Here is a 19,516-nt window from a genome sequence, read left to right as displayed (position 1 = left end):
CACCGCGTGCCGGGGGCCGAGGTGTGCCTGTCGGGGCGGCGCCGCGCGCGGGACCCGCCCCTGCCCCGCCTGCGCCCCCTGGAGCGGGCCTTCGGCCGCCCTGCCGGGCCGCCGGGGGCGGGGGTCAGCGGGTGGCGCCGCGGCGGTCGACGGGCACGATCATCGGGGTGTCGGTCTCGGGGTCGGCGATGATGCGCACGGGCAGGCCGAAGACCTCCTCGACCAGGGAGGCGGTCACCACGGTGGAGGGGTCGCCCTCGGCGACGATGGCGCCCTCCTTCATCACGATCAGGTGGGTGGCGTAGCGGCAGGCGTGGTTGAGGTCGTGCAGGACCGCGACCAGGGTGTAGTCGCGTTCGGCGTGCAGCTGCGCGCACAGGTCGAGCATGTCCATCTGGTGGGCGATGTCGAGGTAGGTGGTGGGCTCGTCCAGCAGCAGCAGGGGGGTCTGCTGGGCCAGGACCATGGCCAGCCACACGCGCTGGCGCTGCCCTCCCGAGAGCTCGTCCACCGACCGCTCGGCCAGTTCGGCCACCCCGGTGGAGGCCATGGCCTCGGCCACGACCGCCTCGTCCTGTTTGGACCACTGGCGCAGGAACCCCTGGTGGGGGAAGCGGCCGCGGGCCACCAGGTCGGCCACGCCGATGCCGTCGGGGGCGATGGAGGTCTGCGGCAGCAGCCCCAGGCGGCGGGCGACCTCCTTGGCGGGGTAGGAGCTGATGGCCTTGCCGTCCAGGTGCACGTGGCCGTGTGCGGGCTTGAGGGTGCGCGACAGGGCCCGCAGCAGGGTGGACTTGCCGCAGGCGTTGGGTCCCACGATCACGGTGAAGGAGTTGTCGGGGATGGTGACGGCCAGGTTCTGGGAGATGACGCGCTGGTCGTAGGCCAGGGTGAGGTCGCGTCCGTTGAGGCGGGAGGCGGAGTGGTCGGGACTGGTCAACGTTCTTCCTCTGTCTCGGTCAGGCACGTCCGCCGCGCCATTCGGTGTAGAGCAGCCAGATCAGGTAGCTGCCGCCGATGACGGCGGTGACCACGCCGACGGGCAGCTGGGTGGGGGCCAGGGCGCGCAGCGCGACCAGGTCGGCCACCACCAGCAGGGCGGCGCCCATGAGCGCGGATCCGGCCAGGGTGGTGCCGCCGGTGCGCGTCAGGCGCCGGGCCAGCTGGGGTGCGGCCAGGGCGACGAAGCCGATGGGGCCCGAGACCGCGATGGCGGCGCCGGTCAGGGCGCTGGCGGCGGCCAGGGCGATCAGCTGGGTGGAGCGGGTGGGCACGCCCAGGCCGCGCGCGGTGTCATCGCCCAGTTCCATGAAGCGCAGGCGCTGGCCCAGGGCGAGCAGGACCGGCCCCAGCAGGGCCAGGCAGATCCACACGGCCGCGACCTCGGCCCAGCCGCGGCCGTTGAGGCTGCCGATCATCCAGATCTGGGCGCTGAGGGCCTCGGTGAGTTCGGCGCGGGTGAGCAGGTAGTCGCGGACGGCGCCGAGCATGGCGGCCATGCCGATGCCGACCAGGACCAGCCGGTAGCCCTGGACGCCGTTCTTGGTGGAGAGCAGGTAGACGGCGGCGGCGGTGAGCATGCCCCCGGCGATGGCGCCCAGGGACACCCCCAGGCGTCCGGCGCCGAAGAGCAGGATGACGGCGACGGCCCCGGTGGCGGCGCCGCCGGTGAAGCCGATGATGTCGGGGCTGCCCAGGGCGTTGCGCGACAGGCTCTGGAAGACGGCTCCGGCGATGCCCAGTGCGGCGCCCACGCCGATGGCGGTCAGGGCGCGGGGCAGGCGCACGCCCTGGACGAAGAACACGTCCAGGCGTTCGCCGTAGCCCCAGATCGCGGCGGGCACGGCGCCGAGCGGGATCTCGTAGTCGCCCACGGCCACCGAGACGACCAGGGCGGCGGTGCTCAACACGGTCAGGACGGCGGCGACCGCGAGGGCGCGCGGGCGCACCAGCAGGGACAGGCGTTCGCCGAACAGGCGCAGGGCGAAGGAGCCGCGAGGTGTGGTGCGCGAGGTCGCCTTCGGGCGGCGCGGTGTCAGGGTGCGGCTCACAGGTGGGCCATTCTCGTGCTGCGGACCAGGGCGATGAACAGGGGGGCGCCGACGAAGGCGGTGATGATGCCGACCTCCAGTTCGGCGTCTGGAACGATGACGCGGCCCAGGGTGTCGGCGGCGGTGAGCAGCACGGCGCCCAGGACCGCGGAGTAGGGCAGCAGCCAGCGCTGGTCGGGGCCGGTGATCAGGCGCGCGGCGTGGGGGATGATCAGGCCGACGAACCAGATGGGGCCCGCGGCGGCGGTGGCGGCGCCGCACAGCAGGATGACGCCCACGGCGGTGGCGGCGCGGATGAGGGGGATGTTGGCGCCCAGGGTGGCGGCGAGGTCGTCGCCCAGGGCGACGGCGTTGAGGGAGGGGCCCAGGCACAGGGTGAGGACGATGCCCGCGACGAGGAAGGGCGCGACCTGCCAGAAGACGTCGAGGTCGCGTCCGACCAGGGAGCCGACCTGCCAGAAGCGGATGCGGTCGAAGACGAACTCGTTGAGGACGAACACGCCGTGGATGAGGCCTTGGAGGACGACGGCGACGGCGGTTCCGGCCAGGGCCAGGCGTACGGGGGTGGCGCTGGAGCGTCCGCGTGAGCCCAGGGCGTAGACGGCGACGGCGGCCAGGGCGGCGCCGACGAAGGCGGGCCAGACGTAGCCGGTGCCGGTGGCGCCGAAGGCGACGACGGCGACGACCACGGCCGCGGCGGCGCCGGAGTTGACGCCGAGGATGCCGGGTTCGGCCAGGGGGTTGCGGGTCAGGGCCTGCATGAGGGCTCCGGCCAGGCCCAGGGCGGCGCCGACGAAGACGCCGAGGACGGTGCGGGGCACGCGCAGGCTGCGGATGACGTCGTGGTCGTAGGAGCCGTCGTAGGCGGTCAGTGCGGCCCACACGTCGGCGGCGGGGATGGGTTTGGTGCCGACGGTGACGCTGAGCAGGGCGCACAGGGTGAGCAGGCCCAGGGCGGTGACCAGCCCGAGGGGGCGGATGATGCGCCTGGTGAGGGTGGGGCGCGTCAGGGTGGGGGCGCGCAGGGTCACGGCTTCCCCGTTCGTTGTCGCGTGGGCGGTGGGCGGGGCTGACCTGGTGGGGTGCAGCCTTGGGGTGGCACCGGTGAACTGCGTGCCGCCCCGGACAGGTTAGCCTTACCTTCATCCCGTTCGCACGGAAGGGTGCCTGTTATGCCCGAGTTGTCGCGTCCTGCGCGTGCCCTGGCCACACTAACCGCCCTGGCGGCACTGACCCTGTCCGGATGCGCCACACCACCCTCCCCCCAACCGCGCCAGGACGGCCCCACACGCACCGTGCAGGCCGCCAACGGGCAGGTGGAGATCCCCGCCACACCCCAGCGCGTCGCCGTCCTGTGGCGACCGACCCTGGCCGCCGCGACCCTGCTGGGACACGACGTGGCCGCGACCATGGGCGCCCCCGGCGCACCCGAACAGGGCCTGGCCCCCTTCCTGCCCCCGGGCGCCGACGGCGACGCGCTGACCCTGGTGACCAACTCCCCCGCCGAGGACGACGTCGACATCGAGGCGCTGGCCAACACCGCACCGGACCTGATCATCGGCGTCCACACCCGCTCCGGCGCCCAGGCGCGGATGCTCCCGAACCTGGAGGCGATCGCACCGACGGTGCTGCTGGAGTGGGAGGGCACCGGCTCCTGGAGCGAGCACCTGCACCAGGTCGCCGCCGTACTGGACGCCTCCGACCAGGCCGAGCAGGCCGTGGCCGGGTACGAGGCGGCCCTGGCGGGGGCGCGCGAGCAGATCACCGGGGCCGGAGTGGACCCGGCCGCCACCGAGGTGTCGCTGGTGCGGTTGCAGAGCCGGAGCGAGATACGCCTGGAGACACCCGCCTCCTTCCCCGGACAGGTCGTCCAGGACCTGGGTCTGGCCCGCCCCCAGGGCCAGCGCCGGGCCGAGGGCGAGAGCGACTTCATCGCCCTGGGCTATGAACACCTGGAGCGCGCCGACGGCGACGCGGTCTTCGTCCTGGCCGGATCGGGCTACCCCGACGCGCCCCGCACCTTCTCCGAGGGCGTGTGGTCCAACCTCCAGGCGGTGCGGGAGGAGCGGGTGTACCGGATGGACCACGACGTGTGGGGCGCGGCCAACCACCACGCCGCGCACCGCATCGTCCAGGACGTGACGGAGGCGCTGACCGGACGGGCCGAACCCGCGGTGTGACGACCGCAAGGTCACGGATCGGGCGAACCCGCCGGTAACCCCGGACCCGCACGCCATCGTGTACGGGCGAGCCGCGCGCACCCGCCCGCTCCGGCCAGACCCGTTCGCCGGACCGGCCGCGTGGCGCAGCGCTCGACGGGCCCCTGCCGGGCCCCACCTGCCGAGGGGGCGTGTTGAAGGATCGCACCGAGTCGATCGAGTCGATGGAGCAGCTCGCGCTGGTCTGGCGCGACCTGGTACTCGACCGTGACGCGCACGCCGATGTGCGTGACCTGCCGGGCCTGGCCGTGCGCTGGGCCGACTGCCGGTTCGCCTTCTGGAACTGCGTCACACTGACCGGCGTCGACACGGACGCGGCGGACCTCGAGCGCACCCTGGACCGGGCGGCGCAGATCATGCGCGCCAAGAGGCACCCCGGCTTCCTGTGGCTCTTCGAGGACCTGCTCGGCCCTCGGGCACGCGCGCACCTGCGCGAGGCGGCCCGCGGGGCGGGCCTGGAGCACGCCTTCTCCGGCACCGGCATGGCCGCGAACCTGCCGCCCCTGCCCGAGCCCTCCCACCCCGACCTGACGTTCGTACGCGTGAGCACCGACGAACACCTGCGCTCCTACGCGGACCTGAACTCACGCGCCTACGGCTTCGCGCTGCGCGACGGCCGCGACGGGCTCCTCGGATCCTCCCTGTGGAAGAGCCGGGCCCACGCCTACCTGGGCGTGCGCGAGGGTGTGGCGGTGACGTGCGCCGCGACGGTGCGGGCGCGGGACCGCCTGTTCGTCGCGCTCGTGGCCACGGCGCCGCGGTGGCAGCGCAGGGGCTACGGGGAGGCCGTCACACGCAAGGCCCTGTACGAGGGCGCGCGGGCCGGCGGCCTGACCCGCGCCGTCCTGCACGCGACCGAGGCCGGTGCGCCCGTGTATCCGCGTATCGGCTTCGCGGCGAACTCGCCGGTGCACTTCTACGGACTGCGGAGCTGACCGCGGGGTGCGGCGCACGCCCCCCCCGCGCCCCGGGGGGCTAGGTGAAGATGTCCCAGCCCATACGCACGAGCAGGGCGATGACGACCACGAGCAGGACCGCGCGCACGAACCCCGAGCCCCGCCGCAGGGCCATGCGCGCGCCGATCTGGGCGCCGATGATGGTGCACACCGCCAACCCCAGGCCCAGCAGCCAGTCGATGTGACCGCCCAGGCCGAAGACGACCAGCGCCCCCAGGTTGGTGCACACGTTGACGATCTTGGCCGAGGCCGAGGCCTCCACGAAGTCCATGCCGACCACGGCGGTGAAGGCGATGATGAGGAAGACGCCGGTGCCGGGGCCGATGAGGCCGTCGTAGAAGCTCACCGCCAGGCCCGCGATGGCCACGACCGCCAGGGCGCGGTTGCGGGTCCGCAGGCGCCGGTCGGACTCCACACCCATGGCGGGGCGGAAGTAGACCAGGAGGGCGACCCCGGCCAGGACCACCATGATGACGGGTTTGAGCACGTCGGCGGTGAGCGCGGCGGCCATGGCCGCGCCCAGCCCCGAGCCCAGCAGGGCCAGGGCCGCGGTGGGCACGACCACGCGGCGGTCGATCCTGACCTTGCGGGCGTAGGCCAGGGCGGCGGAGGTGGTGCCGAAGACGGCGCCGAGCTTGTTGGTGCCCAGCAGGGTGGCCAGGGGTGTGGTGGGCGCGGCGACCAGCAGGGCGGGCAGCAGCAGGAGGCCGCCTCCGCCGACGACGGCGTCGACCCAGCCCGCTGCGACGCCGACCAGCAGGAGCAGGCCGAGGATCTCGGGGTCCATCTACCGCGCCCGCACGAGGGAAGAGGTGATCATGGGTTCTTTTCGTGGCGGGGATGGCTGACGCACGAAGCCTACTCTGCACCCCGGGGTGTGTTTTGTCCCAGGGTGTCCTTCACCGTCAGAACCCTTGGAACCGTTGGACCAGCGGTGGCCGTGCGTCGGCGCGCACGGCCGCAGGGGCGCGCGGGCGGGTTCACGAGGAAGGGGTGAACCCGCCGTGCGTCACCGTGCCCGCCCGGCCCCGCTTCTTGGACGCCCGCCCGGGGGAAGGGCGAGGACGACCTCGTGGACGTGTGGCGAAGCCGGCGACAGGGCCTGCGGGGCCGCTGCTCAGACGATGATGGTGATGTTGTCGATGATGTCGTCGAGGAAGCCCTCGTCACTGAAGAAGTGCAGGGGGCGGGAGGACCCGGTGGCCACGGAGTCCGCCGAGGCCGGGGCGGCGCTGGCCAGCAGGACGGTGGCAAGGACGACACCGGCGGCGGTACCGGCCAGGGCACGTTGCATCAAGCACACGAAAACCACTCCATGTCACTTTGGGTGCGCATTTCATCGCCGATGGTATCCATGCGGGTGAGTGTCGCGCTCTGTTTTTCACATAACAGGGGCACGCGACCCACGACACGCGAAGCGGCGGCGCCCGGGGTCAGGGAACGCCGCCGCGGTCTTACGGGCCCGGGTCAGAACCGGGCGTGCTCGAACCAGGCGCGGGCCCGCTCCAGCACACGGGGCGCCACCTGGTGCCCCCCGGGGTGCTCCTCGGAGCGCACCCGCGCCCCGCGCTCGCGGAGCTGGTCGGCCAGCAGGCGCGCCTGGTCCACGGTGGTGACGGGATCGGCTACGCCCGAGCCCAGGAACACCCGCACCCCCGACAGGTCCACCGGGTCGGGCTCGCGCCCCTGGAGCGGAGCCCCGGCCGCGAACAGGGCGGCGCCCCGCACCAGGTGCGGGTGGAGCAGCAGCAGGGCGGCACCGGTGTTGGCCCCGTTGGAGAACCCGCTGACCACGATCCGCTCGGGGTCCAGGTCGTAGGCGCGGACGGCCTCGGTGACGAAGGCGGCGAGTTCGGCGGTGCGCTCGATGAGGTCCTCGACGTCGAAGACGCCCTCGCGCAGACGGCGGAACCAGCGGTTCATCCCGTTCTCGTCCACCTTGCCGCGCGGTGAGAGCAGGGCCGCGCCCGGCGCCAGGGCCCGCCCCAGCGGCAGCAGGTCGTGCTCGTCGGCGCCGGTGCCGTGCAGCAGCACCAGGGTGGGCGCGCCCGGCGCGGTGGCGGGGGTGAAGACGTGGACGAAGTCGTCGACACCGCTCACCGGTCGACCTCCAGTGCGGGCAGGTGGGCGGCGATCTGCTCGCGGTCGGGCTCCAGCCACGGCGGGAGCCTGAGCGAGCGGCCCAGTTCCAGCAGCGGCTCGTCGTAGTCGAACCCGGGGCCGTCGGTGGCGATCTCCAGCAGCACGCCGCCGGGCTCACGGAAGTAGACGGAGGTGAAGTAGCAGCGGTCGCGGACCTCGGTCACACCCACGCCGTCCTCCTCCAGCCGCTGGCGCCAGGCCTCCTGGACGGGGCCGTCGGGGGCGCGGTAGGCCACGTGGTGCACGGTTCCGGCGGCGACCAGGCCCCGCGGCGCACGGGGGTCGGCCACCACGTCGACGATGGTGCCCACGCCCCGACCGGAGGCGTTGGTGTGAAAACGCGTGCGGTCCCCGCTCTCCTCGGCCAGGTGGAAACCGAGCTGGTCGCCCAGCATCTGGACGGTGCCCTCCACGTCCTGCTCGGTGAGGGTGACGGCGCGGATGCCGCGGATGGCGTGCTCGGGCGGCACCGCCGCCCCGTCCCAGGGGTCGGTGTCGTGGTGGTCGGCGCTGGCGGCCAGTTCGATGACCAGGCCGTCGGGGTCGCGCAGGCTCAACACGTCCTCCTCGCCGCGCTCGGCGGGGCGGGTGGCCTCCACGCCCAGGGCGGCCAGGTGCTGGGCCCACCAGCCCAGGGAACCCTCGGGGACGGAGAAGGTCGTGGTGGTGGCCTGGCCCGCGCCCACCCGCCCGCGGGGCGCACCGGGCCAGGGGAAGAAGGTCATGATGGTGCCGGGGTTGCCCGCGCGGTCGCCGTAGTAGAGGTGGTAGGTCTGGGGCGAGTCGAAGTTGACCGTGCGCTTGACCATGCGCATGCCCAGGGCGCGCAGGTAGAAGTCGGCGTTGGCCTGCGGATCGCTGGCGATCGCGGTCACGTGGTGGATTCCCGCGGGGCGCACGTCCATGTCCCTCACCCTCCGTCGAAGTTCGCCGGACACCTGCCAATGTAGTTTAAATTTAAACTACCATGGCGGCCCGTTCCTCCCCCCACCCTCTCCCCGGGCCGGCCCCAGGACAAGCACACCGCCCGCCGCGCCGCCCGTGTCGCGCACGGCGCCGGCGCGCGGCACGGACGAAAACGCCGCCCCCGCCGGGCCCTACCGCAGGCGGCGCAGGCGCAGACCCACCACAGCGGCCGCCGCGCACAACCCCAGCGCGAAGACCACCGCGCCGCCCCAGCCCACGGTGTCGTAGACCAGGCCGCCCAACCAGCCGAACAGGCTCGACCCCAGGTAGTAGGCCAGGGTGTAGACCGCCATGGCCTGGGCCCGACCCCGCACCGCGCGGGTGCCCACCCAGGCCGAGGCGGTGGCGTGCGCGCAGAAGAAACCGAAGGTCATCACCAGCAGGGCCGCCAGCAGACCCGGCAGGGCCGTGGCGAACATCCCGCCCAGCCCGGCGGCCATCGCCGCGGTGGCGGCGGTGAGCACCGCGTACCCGCCCCAGCGCGCGGTGGCGCCCCCCGCCACCGCCGACCCCAGCATCCCGGCGGTGTAGGACAGGAAGAGCAGCGAGGCGGCGGCCTGGGAGAGCCCGAAGGGCTCGGCCATCAGGCGAAAACCCAACAGGTTGTAGACCGTCATGAAGGCACCCATGAGCAACAAGGCCTGCGTGTAGAGGGCGACCAGGCCGGGCGTGGCCACCGCGGCGCGCAGGCGGGCGCCCATCCCGGCCCCGCCCGGGTCGCCCGGCGGGGACGCCGCGGCGCCGGCACCGCCCGGGGCGGCGGGCCGGGCCGCGCGCGGCCCACGGGGCAGGACCAGCGCGAACACGGCCAGCGCCACCAGGGCCAGCAGGGTGTTGGCGGCGATCCCCCACTGCCAGCCGCCCAGGTCCGCGGCGAACCCGGCCAGCAGGCGCCCGCCCATCCCGCCCAGCGGGTTGCCCGCGATGTACAGACCCGTGGCGCGCGGGGCGTCGGCGGGGTGGATCTCCTCCGACAGGTAGGCCACGGCCGCGGCGGGCACCCCGCCCAGGGCCGCGCCCTGGAGCGCACGCAGCACCAGCAGCGTCCACAGGTCGCCGGCGAAGGGAATCACACAGCCCAACAGGGTCGCGGCCAGCAGGGAGACACCGATGACGCGGGCCCGCCCGAAACGGTCGGCCGCCCCGCTCCAGACGAGGGTGAACCCGGCCAGGCCGCCGGTGGCCAGCGAGACCGCGAGCGCGGCCTGGGAGGCCGAGGCGCCGAAACCGTCGGCGATCGCGGGCAGGATCGGCTGGACCGACCACAGCTGCGCGAAGGTCGCCACGGCGGCGGCCACCAGCGCGAGGACCGTGCGCCGGTAGGCGCCGGAGCCCGCACGGGGGCGGGTGTCGTGATCGGGCGGTGAGGCGCTGGTCAGGGTCATACCGCCCACGCTAGAAAGACCGGTTTCATACGTCCAATGCATGCTTTGCCGTTGATCCATACTGGAACGCATGGAACGGACCGAGCACGACGACGGCCTCGACGCGGACGCCCTGGCACAGGTACTGGCACCCCGCTTGCGGATGGTGGCGGCCGTCGCCGCGACCGAGCACATCACCCAGGCCGCCGAGGCGCTGGGCATGCCCCAGCCGACCCTGAGCCGGGCGCTGGCCCGGGCGCAGGAGGAACTGGGGATGGCGCTGGTGGAGCGCACCGGGCGCGGGGTGCGCCTGACCCGCGCCGGAAGGCTGCTGCTGCCGCACGTGGAACGGGCCCTGGCGGACCTGCGCCAGGGCCTGGCCGAACTGACCGGAGCGGAGGAGGGGCGGGTGGCGCTGACGTTCCTGCCCACACTGGGGGTGGAGGTGGTCCCGGCGCTGCTGAGGGGTTTTCGCGCCCAGCACCCGGGGGTGCGCTTCTCCCTCACCCAGGAACCGTGGTCGCAGTCGCTGCACAGGCTCACCACGGGCGGCGCGGACCTGGCGCTGACCTCGCCCCTGCCCTCGGGACAGGGGTTGGCGGCGGCGACGCTGCACACCCAGGTGCTGCGCCTGGTGGTGCCCGAAACACACGCGCTGGCACAGCAACACCGAAGACGCCAGGCGAGGGACCAGACAGCGCGGGCAGGGCGCGCGGACACCGGGCGGGGAGCGGACGGCGACGCAGAGGGCGAGGACGAAGCCCCGCCGCCGGGAGTGGCGGTGACCGCAGCGGCGCGCGAGGAGTTCATCCTGCTCAAACCGGGGCGGGGCGTGCGCCACCTCACCGACCGCATCGTGGAACGGGCGGGACTCACACCCCGGGTGGCCTTCGAGGCCGACGACATCGCCACAGCGCGCGGGCTGGTGGCGGCGGGGCTGGGGGTGTCGGTGCTCCCGGCGCGCCCCAAGGGGCCGCTGAGCGGGACGGTGGAGCTGGGAATCCAGGGCGTGGACGCACGCCGACCCATCGGGGTGGTCTGGCCCCAGCAGGGTTCGGGCGGCGGCTACGAACCCCCGGCGGTGGCGCTCTTTCGCGACCACGTGCAGCGGGTGGGCCCGCGCGTGATCCCCGACCTGACCGGGTGAGAACGCGCCCGCACCCGGCCCCGGCGGGGAAAACCACTGGCGCGCCGCGCGAAGACCGCGCGATCATCACCCCCATGACGCACACACCACCGCCCGCCCCACCCCGCCCCGTCGCCCTGGTCACCGGGGTGGGCCGCACCGCCGGCATCGGCTCCGCCGTCGCCCGCCGCCTGGCCGCCTCGGGGTGGGACGTGGCCTTCACCCACTGGAGCGCCTACGACGCCCGCATGAGCTGGGGCGCCGAACCGGACGCGACACGCTCCACCCTGGACGCCCTGGCCGGGCACGGCGCCCGCGCCGTGGCGATCGAGGCCGACCTGGCCGACACCGCCACCGCCGCACACGTCTTCGACACCGTCCAGGAGCGGTTGGGCCCGGTGAGCGCACTCGTCATGTGCCACTGCGAGTCGGTCGACTCCGGGCTGCTGGAGACCACCGTGGACAGCTTCGACCGGCACTTCGCGGTCAACGCGCGCGCCACCTGGCAGCTGGTCCGCGAGTTCGGCCTGCGTTTCGCGGGCGAACACGGCACCGGCCGGATCGTGGCCATGACCAGCGACGACACCGTGGGCAACCTGCCCTACGGCGCGAGCAAGGGAGCCCTGGACCGCATCGTGCTCTCCTGCGCGCGCGAGCTGGCCCACCTGGGGGTGAGCGCCAACGTCGTCAACCCCGGCCCCGTCGACACCGGCTGGATGTCGGAGCAGACCAAGGACGAGTGCGTGCGGCACACCCCGCTGGGGCGCCTGGGCACACCCCAGGACACCGCGGACCTGGTGGAGTTCCTGTGCTCGCCCCGGGGGCGGTGGGTCAACGGCCAGCTGCTGACGAGCGACGGCGGCATCTCCGCCTGACCCCGGACCGGAAACGGCCCTGGTGTGCCACAAGGGCCCTGGCCTGGGGCAATCGTGTACTTATAGCGAGGTTGGACCGTCGAGACTCGCCATAGGCACACGATCACGGTGAATCGGGCGGGCCGGCCAACCGCGCTAGAAGGGGTGGCGGGCCGGGTCGGCCTGCACCGTCACCCCCTGGGTCTCGGTGAACGCCTCCAGGTTGGCGCGGGTCCCCCCGAACCGCGAACCCGTACCCGAGGCGCCCACCCCGCCGAAGGGGGCCACCGCCTCATCGTCCACGGTCTGGATGTGCACGATGCCGCTGGGCGCCCGGTCGGCGATCTCCATCCCCCGCAGGGGGTTGCTCGTGAGCACGCCCAGGGCCAGCCCGTACTCGGTGGAGTTGGCCAACTCCACCAGCTCGTCGATCCAGGGCTACACCGGCCTGCCCCAGGTGTGGAGCACCGGCCACGTGGGCCGAGGACGGGCCCGCGGTCCGGATCAGGACGGAACCCGGACCGCGGGACCCGCCCTCGGCGCCTCATCCTGGGACAGGCCTCGTCCGGCTGTCAACAGTTGAGAGTTGAAGCGAACACGGTCGCCCGCGCCCACCCGACACCGCCAGCACGGGACACACACCCCCGCGGGATGGATAGGCTAACCTAACCTTCGCGACATCCGTGGCGCACGACCCACCCCCGGTCGACGCCCCTCACGTCCACCCGCCACCCACCCCGATTGGACACCACCCGTGCGGCTTCCCACCGCCCCCGACGGCAGCCGGGGCTGCTCGGCCCTGGCCCGCTACACCGGAGAACAGATCACCGCAACAGCCGGACGCACCACCGGCTGGCTACTCATCGAACACAACGGCCCCTGGCGCAACCCCGCCTTCACCAGCCCCGGCCTGGACCCCGCCACCATCTCACGCCTGGCCCAACACCTCACGGGCCACGACATCAAACCCCAGCTCATCAAACGCCCCGGCGACCACACACGCACCCAGCCCACCACCCGACGGGCCTACCTCGCCCACGTGAGCCGCACCCACCCCTGGGTCCGCCGCATCGACTTCACCGACCCGGCCCAACTACTGGCATACGACCTCACCGCCGCCGAACACCCCCACCCGCCCACCTTCGGCACCCCCGTCGACCACACCCTGTACCTGGTGTGCACCCACGCCAAGAAGGACCCCTGCTGCGCGATCCTGGGCCGCCCCGTGGCCGCCGCCCTCACCGGCGGCCGAGCCCAGGTGTGGGAGACCACGCACGTGGGCGGCGACCGCTTCGCCGCCAACCTGGTCGCACTCCCCCACGGCCTCTACTTCGGCCGCCTGGACCCCGCAACGGCCGTACGCACCGTCGACGCCCTCGAACGCGGCCTCGTCCTGCCCCACAACTACCGGGGCCGATGCAGCGACTCCAACGCCGTCCAGGCCGCCGAAGCCGCACTGCGCACCCGCCTGGGCACGACAGGCGTGGACGCGATCACCCACCTGGACGAACAGCACAGCCCAGACGGGACCCGCGTCACCCTGGGCCACGACGGCGGCCTGTACACGGTCTCGGTGACCACCGAGCAGGGACCCCCATGCCCGGCCACCTGCTCCGCACCCACCCCCAGCCGCCCCCTACACCACCGGGTCACCGAGATCCGCCACGCCCCAGCCCCCTCACACACCTGAGAGACCCCACCCGCACCCCGGCCGGGATCAGCCCCAAAAACCGAAGCTGTACAGCAGACCGTTGGTCGCCGCGATCGCCCCCAACGCCAACACCGCACCGGTGACGAAGGACGTACGCAACGACCGCACCAGATACTCCAACGACACCAGGTTGTTGAGGATGAAGTACCCCAACATCATCGCGTGCCAGAACGACTCCCACCGAAAAGGCTCGAAAGCATAGGGCGCACCCGTCCACACCTGCGTCTCGGTGGTGAACCACGCCCACGCCAACGCCGCCCCGTACCCCAGCGGAACCTGGATCAGCGGAATGACCAACAACGGCAACAGCTTGACGAAACCCCACAGGCCCGGCTGGTCGGCATGGCGCGCCTGGCTCTGGGCCCGGCGCGCCGCCTCCTGCTCGGCCCGCACACGCTCACGGTGGGCGCGCTCGGCCTCCTGACGGCGACGCTGCTCCAACCGCTGCTCCTGCTGCTGGCGCTGCTGCTCCTCCACCCGCCTGCGCTGCTCGTCCTGATGGCGCTGCTGCTCCTCCATCCGGCGCTGGCGCTGCTCCTCCTGCTGACGCAACTGCTCCTGCTGCTGACGGTGCGCATCCGCGGCCGGCTCACGCCGCCCGCCGTACAGGTCGGCGTAGGCGTCCTCCTGGCTGGGCCGGTCCGGCCTCCGGTGACCCGAGGTCTCCTCCCGCCCGTAAGGAGCACCGCCCTGACCATGGACGGCCCCCTCCTGGCCGTAAGCCGTGGCGCCCTGACCGTACTGGGCGGTCGGCGGAACCTGCTGCGCCCCGGGAAAACGGGCCGTGGCCCCATACCCCTGCTGCTCACCCAACACCGAGGTCGCACCACCCTCGTGCCCCGGCACCTGCGGCGTGACCCGGGTGGCCGCCTCATCACCGAACACACCCGCCCCGGCCGCGGCTCCCGCCGCACCACCCACAGCGGCGGCACCACCCTGACCCAACACCTCCGTGCGCTGATGCTGACCGGTGGCGCGCGCGTCCCCGGCCGCGGCCGCCAACGCCCCGTTGACCTTGGCCACCTGCTCCTGCACCCCCCGCATCACCGCCGCGGGCAACCAGGTCGGACCCGTGGCCACATCACCCAGATAGTCCAGGATCTCCCCAGGACCCGGACGACCACGAGGATCCTTGGACAAACACGCGGCCACCAGATGACGCAGGGACTCGGGCACACCCGACAGATCCGGCTCACGACTGATGATGCGCATGACCATCGTCGGCATACTGCCCTCACCGAAGGGACCCGTGCCCGCCGCGGCATAGGCCAACACCGCACCGTAGGCGAACAGGTCACTGGCCGGGGTGAGCGCCTCCCCCTGCACCTGCTCCGGACTCATGAACCCCGGCGTGCCGATCACCGACTGCGTCGCCGCCGTACCGTCCGTGGCACGGGCGATACCGAAATCGATCACCCGAGGCCCGTCCTCGGCCAACAACACGTTCCCGGGCTTGAGGTCACGGTGGATCAGACCCACCCGGTGGATGTCGGCCAACGCCTCCGCCAGACCCGCAGCCAGCACCCGCACACTCTCCTCCGGCAACCGACCGTGGTCGTGCACCGCCGTGTCCAACGGCAGGGAGGGCACATAGGAGGTGACCAACCAGGGCACCTCGTCATCGGGACCCGCGTCGATCACCGGCGCCGTGAACGCACCACTGACCTGACGCGCGGCGTTGACCTCACGGGCGAAACGCTCCCGGAAGGAGGCGTCGGCCGCCATGTGCGGATGAACGCGCTTGACGGCCACCGCCCGACCCCCGGCGGAGCGGCCGAAGAACACCTGGCCCATGCCGCCAGAGCCCAAACGGCCGATCAGCCGATACCGACCGATACGTTCCGGGTCACTGGGATCGAGCCTAAGGGACACTACAGCCTCCACACACGACGTTCCGCCACCCCCGGGTGCCAGAGGATGACCACCGCCTCCCCCGGTGCCCGCGCACCCGCCGGAAAGACGCCTGCCCCCAACCTATCGGCGGGCGCACCCCCAGCCTCCCCCCACAAACCCCGGCGTGTGCCCCCACACCCCACCAATCCCCCGAAAACCAAGCCCCGACCCGGCACACACCAACGCCGCACCCCAACGACGAACCACCCCGCAAAGTTCCCCCCTGACCGCACACGGCCAAGTCACCAACCCACATGACCAGGCACCCCCCACCCGCCTAGGGTCGAAAAGAACGCGACAGGAGAACACACCATGCAGATCCCCGACGCCCTGCGCACCGACGCCCACCTGCGCCTGGCCCACGCGGCCTCCTGGACCGCCGCCCAGACCGGCGACCACCCCAGCAGACTCCTGCACTACCCCTGGCGCGACAACCCCTACCCCAACTACCAACGCCTGCGCACCCAAGGCCCCTTCGCCACCAGCAAACTCGGCTTCCGCACCGCCAACACCTACCAAGCCGTCAGCGCCCTCCTACGCGGACGCGAGTTCGGCGTCCAACCCCCCGACGGCACCACACCACCCCAACAGTTCGACGTCCTGGACCTGTCCTTCCTCATGCAGGACCCACCCGAACACACCCGCCTGCGCCAACTCGCCCGCCCCGCCTTCAGCCCCCGCCGCATGGGCGAGTACGAAACCGAGATCACCAAGATCACCCACGAACTCCTGGACAGGGCCACCGCCAAAGGCCGCTTCGACCTCATGCGCGACTTCGCCCAACCCCTGCCCATCGCCGTCATCAGCCGCCTGCTCGGCGTCCCCGCCTCCGAGGACGCCGAGTTCGTCCGCATCGGCCAGGCCATCGGCAGCGCCCTGGACGGCGCCCGCTCGGCGAGTCACCTGCGCCGCATCCACCAGGCCACGGCACAATTGGACCTGCTGTTCACCCGGCTCATGCAACAACGCCGCGCCGACCCCCGCGATGACGTCGTCTCCACCCTGCTCACCCAGGCCGACGACGGCCACCTCACCGCGACCGAACTGCGCACGATGTGCCGCCTGCTGCTAATCGCCGGATTCGAGACCACCGTGAACCTGATCGGGAACGGGGTGATGGCCCTGCTGCGCCACCGCCAACAATGGGAACGCCTGGTCGCCGACCCCTCCCTGGCACCAGGCGCCGTGGAGGAGATCCTGCGCTTCGACTCACCCGTACAGATGACCAGCCGCTGGATCCACACCGACACCACCGTCCAGGGCCAACCCCTCCACCGCGGCGGCTACGCCATGTGCCTGATCGGATCCGCCAACCGCGACCCCGCACGCTTCACCGACCCCGACCGCTTCGACATCACCCGCCCCGACGCCGCCGACCACCTCTCCTTCTCCAGCGGCATCCACTACTGCCTGGGCGCACCCCTGGCCCGCCTGGAGGGCCGCATCGCCCTGCGCGCCCTGGCCGAACGCCTCCCACACCTGCGACCCACCGCCCACCCCACCCGCCGCCCCACCACCGTCGTACGCTCCCTGTCGGCCTTCCCCGTCACCACGGGCACCCGGTAGAAGGTGGGAGCCGACCAGATGCGCAGCACGGCATCCTCCCCATGGCGCTCGCTCACCCGCGGACGCGGAGCCCTGCTGACCGCGGCCGCCCTGTGCGCGGTCATCCTCCTGGTCACCGCGATCCTGGTCCTCACCCTGCCCGCCCAACCAGAGTCCGACAGCGCCGGCCAACTCCCCCGACTGGCCCGCCAGAGCGACATCGACCTGGGCGTCGCCGTAGCCGTCAACCCCCTCGTACACGACCGCGAATACCAATCGGTGGTCACCGAGCACTACACCTCACTCACCGCCGAGAACACCATGAAATGGGAGTACGTCCAACCCCAGCGCCACACCTTCGACTGGAGCGGCCCCGACACCGTGGTCGACTTCGCCGAACGCAACGGCCTCACCGTCCACGGCCACACCCTGCTCTGGCACAACCAACAACCCGCCTGGCTCGCCCAGGGCACCTGGACCCCCGACGAACTGCGCCAGGTCATACGCGAGCACATGCAGGCCCTCATGGGCCGCTACCAGGGACGCGTCACCTCCTGGGACATCATCAACGAACCCTTCGAGGACAGCGGCCCCCGCCTACGGCAGAACCTGTGGCACCAGGTCCTGGGCGAGGACTACATCGCCGAAGCCCTGACCATGGCCCACGAGACCGACCCCCAGGCCCGCCTCTACATCAACGAGTTCGGCATCGAGGGCGGCGGCCCCAAGACCGACGCCCTGTACCAACTGGCCACCACCCTGCTCGAACGCGGCGTCCCCCTGCACGGCATCGGCTTCCAGAGCCACTTCATCCACGGCCACGTCCCCGACGACCTCGCCGAACAGATGCGCCGCTTCACCGACCTGGGCCTGGAGGTCAGCATCAGCGAACTGGACGTGCGCATCCCCGAACCCGTCCCCCAGGGCGCCCTCCAGAACCAGGCCCGCGAGTACGAACAGGTCATCGAAGCCTGCCTGGACGTCCCCCGCTGCGTACGCGTGTCCGTGTGGGGAGTCAGCGACGAACACTCCTGGATCCCCGAGTGGTTCCCCGGCTACACCGCCGCACTGCCCTTCGACGACTCCTACACCCCCAAACCGGCACTCAACGCCATGGTCCAGGCCCTCTCCCGCAGACCCTCACAACCCCCGGCACACTAGGAACACGAAACCGGCACGGACAACCCGACCACCCCGGCGGCACCACCGCCAACGACCGCCCGGCGACACACCTCCCACACCAGATGCGCCACCCCCACACACCCGCTACCGTCGAACCCCAGACCCACAACGACGAGGTGTTCGGTATGCGTTAGACCCGTGGTCCCCCAGGTGCCCTTCGTCACCAGCCATCACAAGACGACGAAGGACAACACCACATGCACGACGACACTCCCCCGATCCGCGTCCCCGAGGCCCTCGCACCCCTCCTGGACCGCTTCTTCGGCCCCGAGTGGACCCAAGCACTGCCCGCACTCACCCAACGCCAACTCCGGCACTGGAACCTCCAGCCCACCGGAACACCCATGCACGGCATGGTCGCCCTCGTCATCCCCGTACGACGCCCCGACGCCACCACCGCCATGCTCAAGATCCAACCCGTGGACGCCGAGAGCGAAGGCGAACCCCACGCCCTGCGCACCTGGGCCGGCGACGGCGCCGTACGCCTCCTCCAACACGACCCCGACACCGGCGCCATGCTCCTCGAACCCCTCGACCCCACACGCACACTCGACCCCGTCCCCATCGACGAGGCCCTCACCACCATCGGCACCCTCCTGGCCCGCCTCACCTCCCACCGGGCACCCCAGGGCATGCGCACCCTGGCCGACACCACCCGCACCATGGCCACCCGGGCCCACCTCCTCACCCCGCGCCTGCGCACCGCACACGAACGCGACCGCATCAGCGCACTCACCGCCCGCGCCCGCGAGATGGCCCCCGAAGCCGGAGACCGGCTCCTGCACTGGGACCTGCACTTCCAGAACGTGCTCGCCCCGCTGCCCGGCACCGACCGCGAACCCTGGCTCGCCATCGACCCCAAACCCCTCGCCGGAGACCCCGGCTTCGACCTCTTCCCCACCCTGCACAACCGCTGGGACGAAGCCCTCGCCACCGGCGACCCCCGCAAGGAGACCCGCCGCCGCCTGGACCTGGTCTCCGAGGCCGCCCACATCCCCCGCGACCGCGCACGGGCCTGGACCCTCGTCCGCGTCCTCCAGGAATGCGTCTGGGCGATCGAGGACGGCGACCACACCCTGCCCCGGGTACCGGTCACCATCGCCGAGGCCCTGGGCGCATAACCACCACCGCCCCCGGCCCTCCCCGGCCACGAGAACCCCTCGCACCCGGGCACCGCCGGGGGCGGCCCCGGGCACCCGGGCCCACCCGAGCACACCCCGCCGCACGGCGGCACACACCCGCCACACGGCACTGCCCCGCACACGCACCCGCCCCCGACAATGGTGACGCACGACACACCACACCGGAGGCCACCGTGACCACCCCGCCCCGCCCCGCACTCGACCCCGAACTCGCCGCCGCCCTCACCCTCCTCTGCGACGAGATCACCCCCTCCATCACCCCCGACATGATCCCCGCCCTACGCCAACGACGAGCCCGCCTCCTCCCCACCGACACCACGTTCGTCGGCCGCCGCGGCTCCGACATCACCGGGCGCACCCGTGAG

Annotated in this window: 17 protein-coding genes and 2 pseudogenes; 9 read left to right on the top strand and 10 right to left on the bottom strand. The window is 72.4% G+C overall.

The window, feature by feature from the left end; all coding sequences use genetic code 11:
• Nucleotides 1-124: 124 nt before the first annotated feature.
• Genes HGB44_RS31080 through HGB44_RS31070 form a run of 3 tightly spaced genes read right to left on the bottom strand, consistent with a single transcriptional unit; the run spans nucleotide 125 to nucleotide 3,082 of the window.
• A complete protein-coding gene (locus HGB44_RS31080) occupies nucleotides 125-940 on the bottom strand; it encodes an ABC transporter ATP-binding protein (RefSeq protein WP_168444227.1) in 816 nt (271 codons plus the stop codon).
• A 19-nt stretch (nucleotides 941-959) separates the two neighbouring features.
• Nucleotides 960-2,051 (bottom strand): FecCD family ABC transporter permease, encoded by a 1,092-nt coding sequence (locus HGB44_RS31075; RefSeq protein ID WP_061080847.1) that lies wholly within the window; start codon nucleotides 2,049-2,051, stop codon nucleotides 960-962.
• Nucleotides 2,048-3,082 (bottom strand): FecCD family ABC transporter permease, encoded by a 1,035-nt coding sequence (locus HGB44_RS31070; RefSeq protein ID WP_061080848.1) that lies wholly within the window; start codon nucleotides 3,080-3,082, stop codon nucleotides 2,048-2,050. The genes HGB44_RS31075 and HGB44_RS31070 overlap by 4 nt, the downstream gene beginning before the upstream one ends.
• Before the next feature lie 141 nt (nucleotides 3,083-3,223).
• Between HGB44_RS31070 and HGB44_RS31065 the strand changes: the two genes are divergently transcribed.
• Both HGB44_RS31065 and HGB44_RS31060 read left to right on the top strand, forming a co-directional pair.
• Entirely contained in the window at nucleotides 3,224-4,231 is a 1,008-nt protein-coding gene (locus tag HGB44_RS31065) for an ABC transporter substrate-binding protein (protein WP_061080849.1), read from the top strand.
• A 173-nt stretch (nucleotides 4,232-4,404) separates the two neighbouring features.
• A complete protein-coding gene (locus HGB44_RS31060; protein WP_210752411.1) occupies nucleotides 4,405-5,205 on the top strand; it encodes a GNAT family N-acetyltransferase in 801 nt (266 codons plus the stop codon).
• 40 nt (nucleotides 5,206-5,245) lie between these two features.
• On the opposite strand, the gene HGB44_RS31055 is transcribed toward HGB44_RS31060, so the two are convergent.
• The 5 genes from HGB44_RS31055 to HGB44_RS31035 form a co-directional block, all read right to left on the bottom strand.
• Complete coding sequence (locus HGB44_RS31055) at nucleotides 5,246-6,013, bottom strand: sulfite exporter TauE/SafE family protein (protein WP_061080850.1); 768 nt, start codon at nucleotides 6,011-6,013, stop codon at nucleotides 5,246-5,248.
• Nucleotides 6,014-6,343: 330 nt separating this feature from the next.
• Nucleotides 6,344-6,520 (bottom strand): hypothetical protein, encoded by a 177-nt coding sequence (locus HGB44_RS31050; RefSeq protein ID WP_210752410.1) that lies wholly within the window; start codon nucleotides 6,518-6,520, stop codon nucleotides 6,344-6,346.
• A 173-nt stretch (nucleotides 6,521-6,693) separates the two neighbouring features.
• Entirely contained in the window at nucleotides 6,694-7,326 is a 633-nt protein-coding gene (locus tag HGB44_RS31045; RefSeq protein WP_061080852.1) for an alpha/beta hydrolase, read from the bottom strand.
• The gene (locus HGB44_RS31040; protein WP_061080853.1) at nucleotides 7,323-8,273 is read right to left on the bottom strand and encodes a ring-cleaving dioxygenase; all 951 of its coding nucleotides are present in this window, start codon (nucleotides 8,271-8,273) and stop codon (nucleotides 7,323-7,325) included. Before HGB44_RS31040 ends, HGB44_RS31045 begins: the two co-directional genes overlap by 4 nt.
• Nucleotides 8,274-8,465: 192 nt before the next feature.
• Entirely contained in the window at nucleotides 8,466-9,719 is a 1,254-nt protein-coding gene (locus tag HGB44_RS31035) for an MFS transporter (RefSeq protein ID WP_061080854.1), read from the bottom strand.
• A 70-nt stretch (nucleotides 9,720-9,789) separates the two neighbouring features.
• On the opposite strand from HGB44_RS31035, the gene HGB44_RS31030 reads away from it, so the two are divergent.
• On the top strand, nucleotides 9,790-10,845 hold the full coding sequence (locus HGB44_RS31030) for a LysR family transcriptional regulator (protein WP_061080855.1): 1,056 nt from the start codon (nucleotides 9,790-9,792) through the stop codon (nucleotides 10,843-10,845).
• A 74-nt stretch (nucleotides 10,846-10,919) separates the two neighbouring features.
• Nucleotides 10,920-11,699 carry an SDR family oxidoreductase gene (locus tag HGB44_RS31025; RefSeq protein WP_061080856.1) on the top strand — a complete coding sequence of 260 codons (780 nt, stop codon included), beginning with the start codon at nucleotides 10,920-10,922 and terminating at the stop codon, nucleotides 11,697-11,699.
• Between the two features lie 135 nt (nucleotides 11,700-11,834).
• Here HGB44_RS31025 and HGB44_RS31020 read toward each other — a convergent pair.
• Nucleotides 11,835-12,110 (bottom strand): annotated as a pseudogene (locus HGB44_RS31020) (aldehyde dehydrogenase family protein); the annotation flags it as partial.
• 322 nt (nucleotides 12,111-12,432) lie between these two features.
• Between HGB44_RS31020 and HGB44_RS31015 the strand changes: the two are divergent.
• A complete protein-coding gene (locus HGB44_RS31015; protein WP_061080858.1) occupies nucleotides 12,433-13,368 on the top strand; it encodes a sucrase ferredoxin in 936 nt (311 codons plus the stop codon).
• Between the two features lie 27 nt (nucleotides 13,369-13,395).
• Here the strand turns inward: HGB44_RS31015 and HGB44_RS31010 are convergent, their stop codons facing one another.
• Nucleotides 13,396-15,261 carry a serine/threonine protein kinase gene (locus tag HGB44_RS31010; protein WP_061080893.1) on the bottom strand — a complete coding sequence of 622 codons (1,866 nt, stop codon included), beginning with the start codon at nucleotides 15,259-15,261 and terminating at the stop codon, nucleotides 13,396-13,398.
• Nucleotides 15,262-15,594: 333 nt separating this feature from the next.
• Here HGB44_RS31010 and HGB44_RS31005 point away from each other — a divergent pair, with 333 nt between their 5' ends.
• From HGB44_RS31005 to HGB44_RS30990, 4 genes and pseudogenes are all read left to right on the top strand, one after another.
• Nucleotides 15,595-16,848: a cytochrome P450 gene (locus tag HGB44_RS31005; protein WP_061080859.1), complete on the top strand. Its 1,254-nt coding sequence runs from the start codon at nucleotides 15,595-15,597 to the stop codon at nucleotides 16,846-16,848.
• 18 nt (nucleotides 16,849-16,866) lie between these two features.
• Nucleotides 16,867-17,988 carry an endo-1,4-beta-xylanase gene (locus HGB44_RS31000; RefSeq protein ID WP_061080860.1) on the top strand — a complete coding sequence of 374 codons (1,122 nt, stop codon included), beginning with the start codon at nucleotides 16,867-16,869 and terminating at the stop codon, nucleotides 17,986-17,988.
• 218 nt (nucleotides 17,989-18,206) lie between these two features.
• Nucleotides 18,207-19,130 carry an aminoglycoside phosphotransferase family protein gene (locus HGB44_RS30995; RefSeq protein ID WP_061080861.1) on the top strand — a complete coding sequence of 308 codons (924 nt, stop codon included), beginning with the start codon at nucleotides 18,207-18,209 and terminating at the stop codon, nucleotides 19,128-19,130.
• Nucleotides 19,131-19,324: 194 nt separating this feature from the next.
• Nucleotides 19,325-19,516 (top strand): annotated as a pseudogene (locus HGB44_RS30990) (hypothetical protein); the annotation flags it as partial.

This window comes from Nocardiopsis alborubida (assembly GCF_012396365.1).
GTDB classification, from domain to species: domain Bacteria; phylum Actinomycetota; class Actinomycetes; order Streptosporangiales; family Streptosporangiaceae; genus Nocardiopsis; species Nocardiopsis alborubida.
Note: the sequence above shows the minus strand (reverse complement) of the source record. Positions and strands in the feature narration are given on the sequence as shown.

Coding starts and splice junctions, on each gene's coding strand:
- HGB44_RS30995 (WP_061080861.1), top strand. CDS start 18,207: ATGCACGACGACACTCCCCCGATCCGCGTCCCCGAGGCCCTCGCACCC.
- HGB44_RS31040 (WP_061080853.1), bottom strand. CDS start 8,273: ATGGACGTGCGCCCCGCGGGAATCCACCACGTGACCGCGATCGCCAGC.
- HGB44_RS31030 (WP_061080855.1), top strand. CDS start 9,790: ATGGAACGGACCGAGCACGACGACGGCCTCGACGCGGACGCCCTGGCA.
- HGB44_RS31050 (WP_210752410.1), bottom strand. CDS start 6,520: ATGCAACGTGCCCTGGCCGGTACCGCCGCCGGTGTCGTCCTTGCCACC.
- HGB44_RS31055 (WP_061080850.1), bottom strand. CDS start 6,013: ATGGACCCCGAGATCCTCGGCCTGCTCCTGCTGGTCGGCGTCGCAGCG.
- HGB44_RS31035 (WP_061080854.1), bottom strand. CDS start 9,719: ATGACCCTGACCAGCGCCTCACCGCCCGATCACGACACCCGCCCCCGT.
- HGB44_RS31025 (WP_061080856.1), top strand. CDS start 10,920: ATGACGCACACACCACCGCCCGCCCCACCCCGCCCCGTCGCCCTGGTC.
- HGB44_RS31000 (WP_061080860.1), top strand. CDS start 16,867: ATGCGCAGCACGGCATCCTCCCCATGGCGCTCGCTCACCCGCGGACGC.
- HGB44_RS31065 (WP_061080849.1), top strand. CDS start 3,224: ATGCCCGAGTTGTCGCGTCCTGCGCGTGCCCTGGCCACACTAACCGCC.
- HGB44_RS31005 (WP_061080859.1), top strand. CDS start 15,595: ATGCAGATCCCCGACGCCCTGCGCACCGACGCCCACCTGCGCCTGGCC.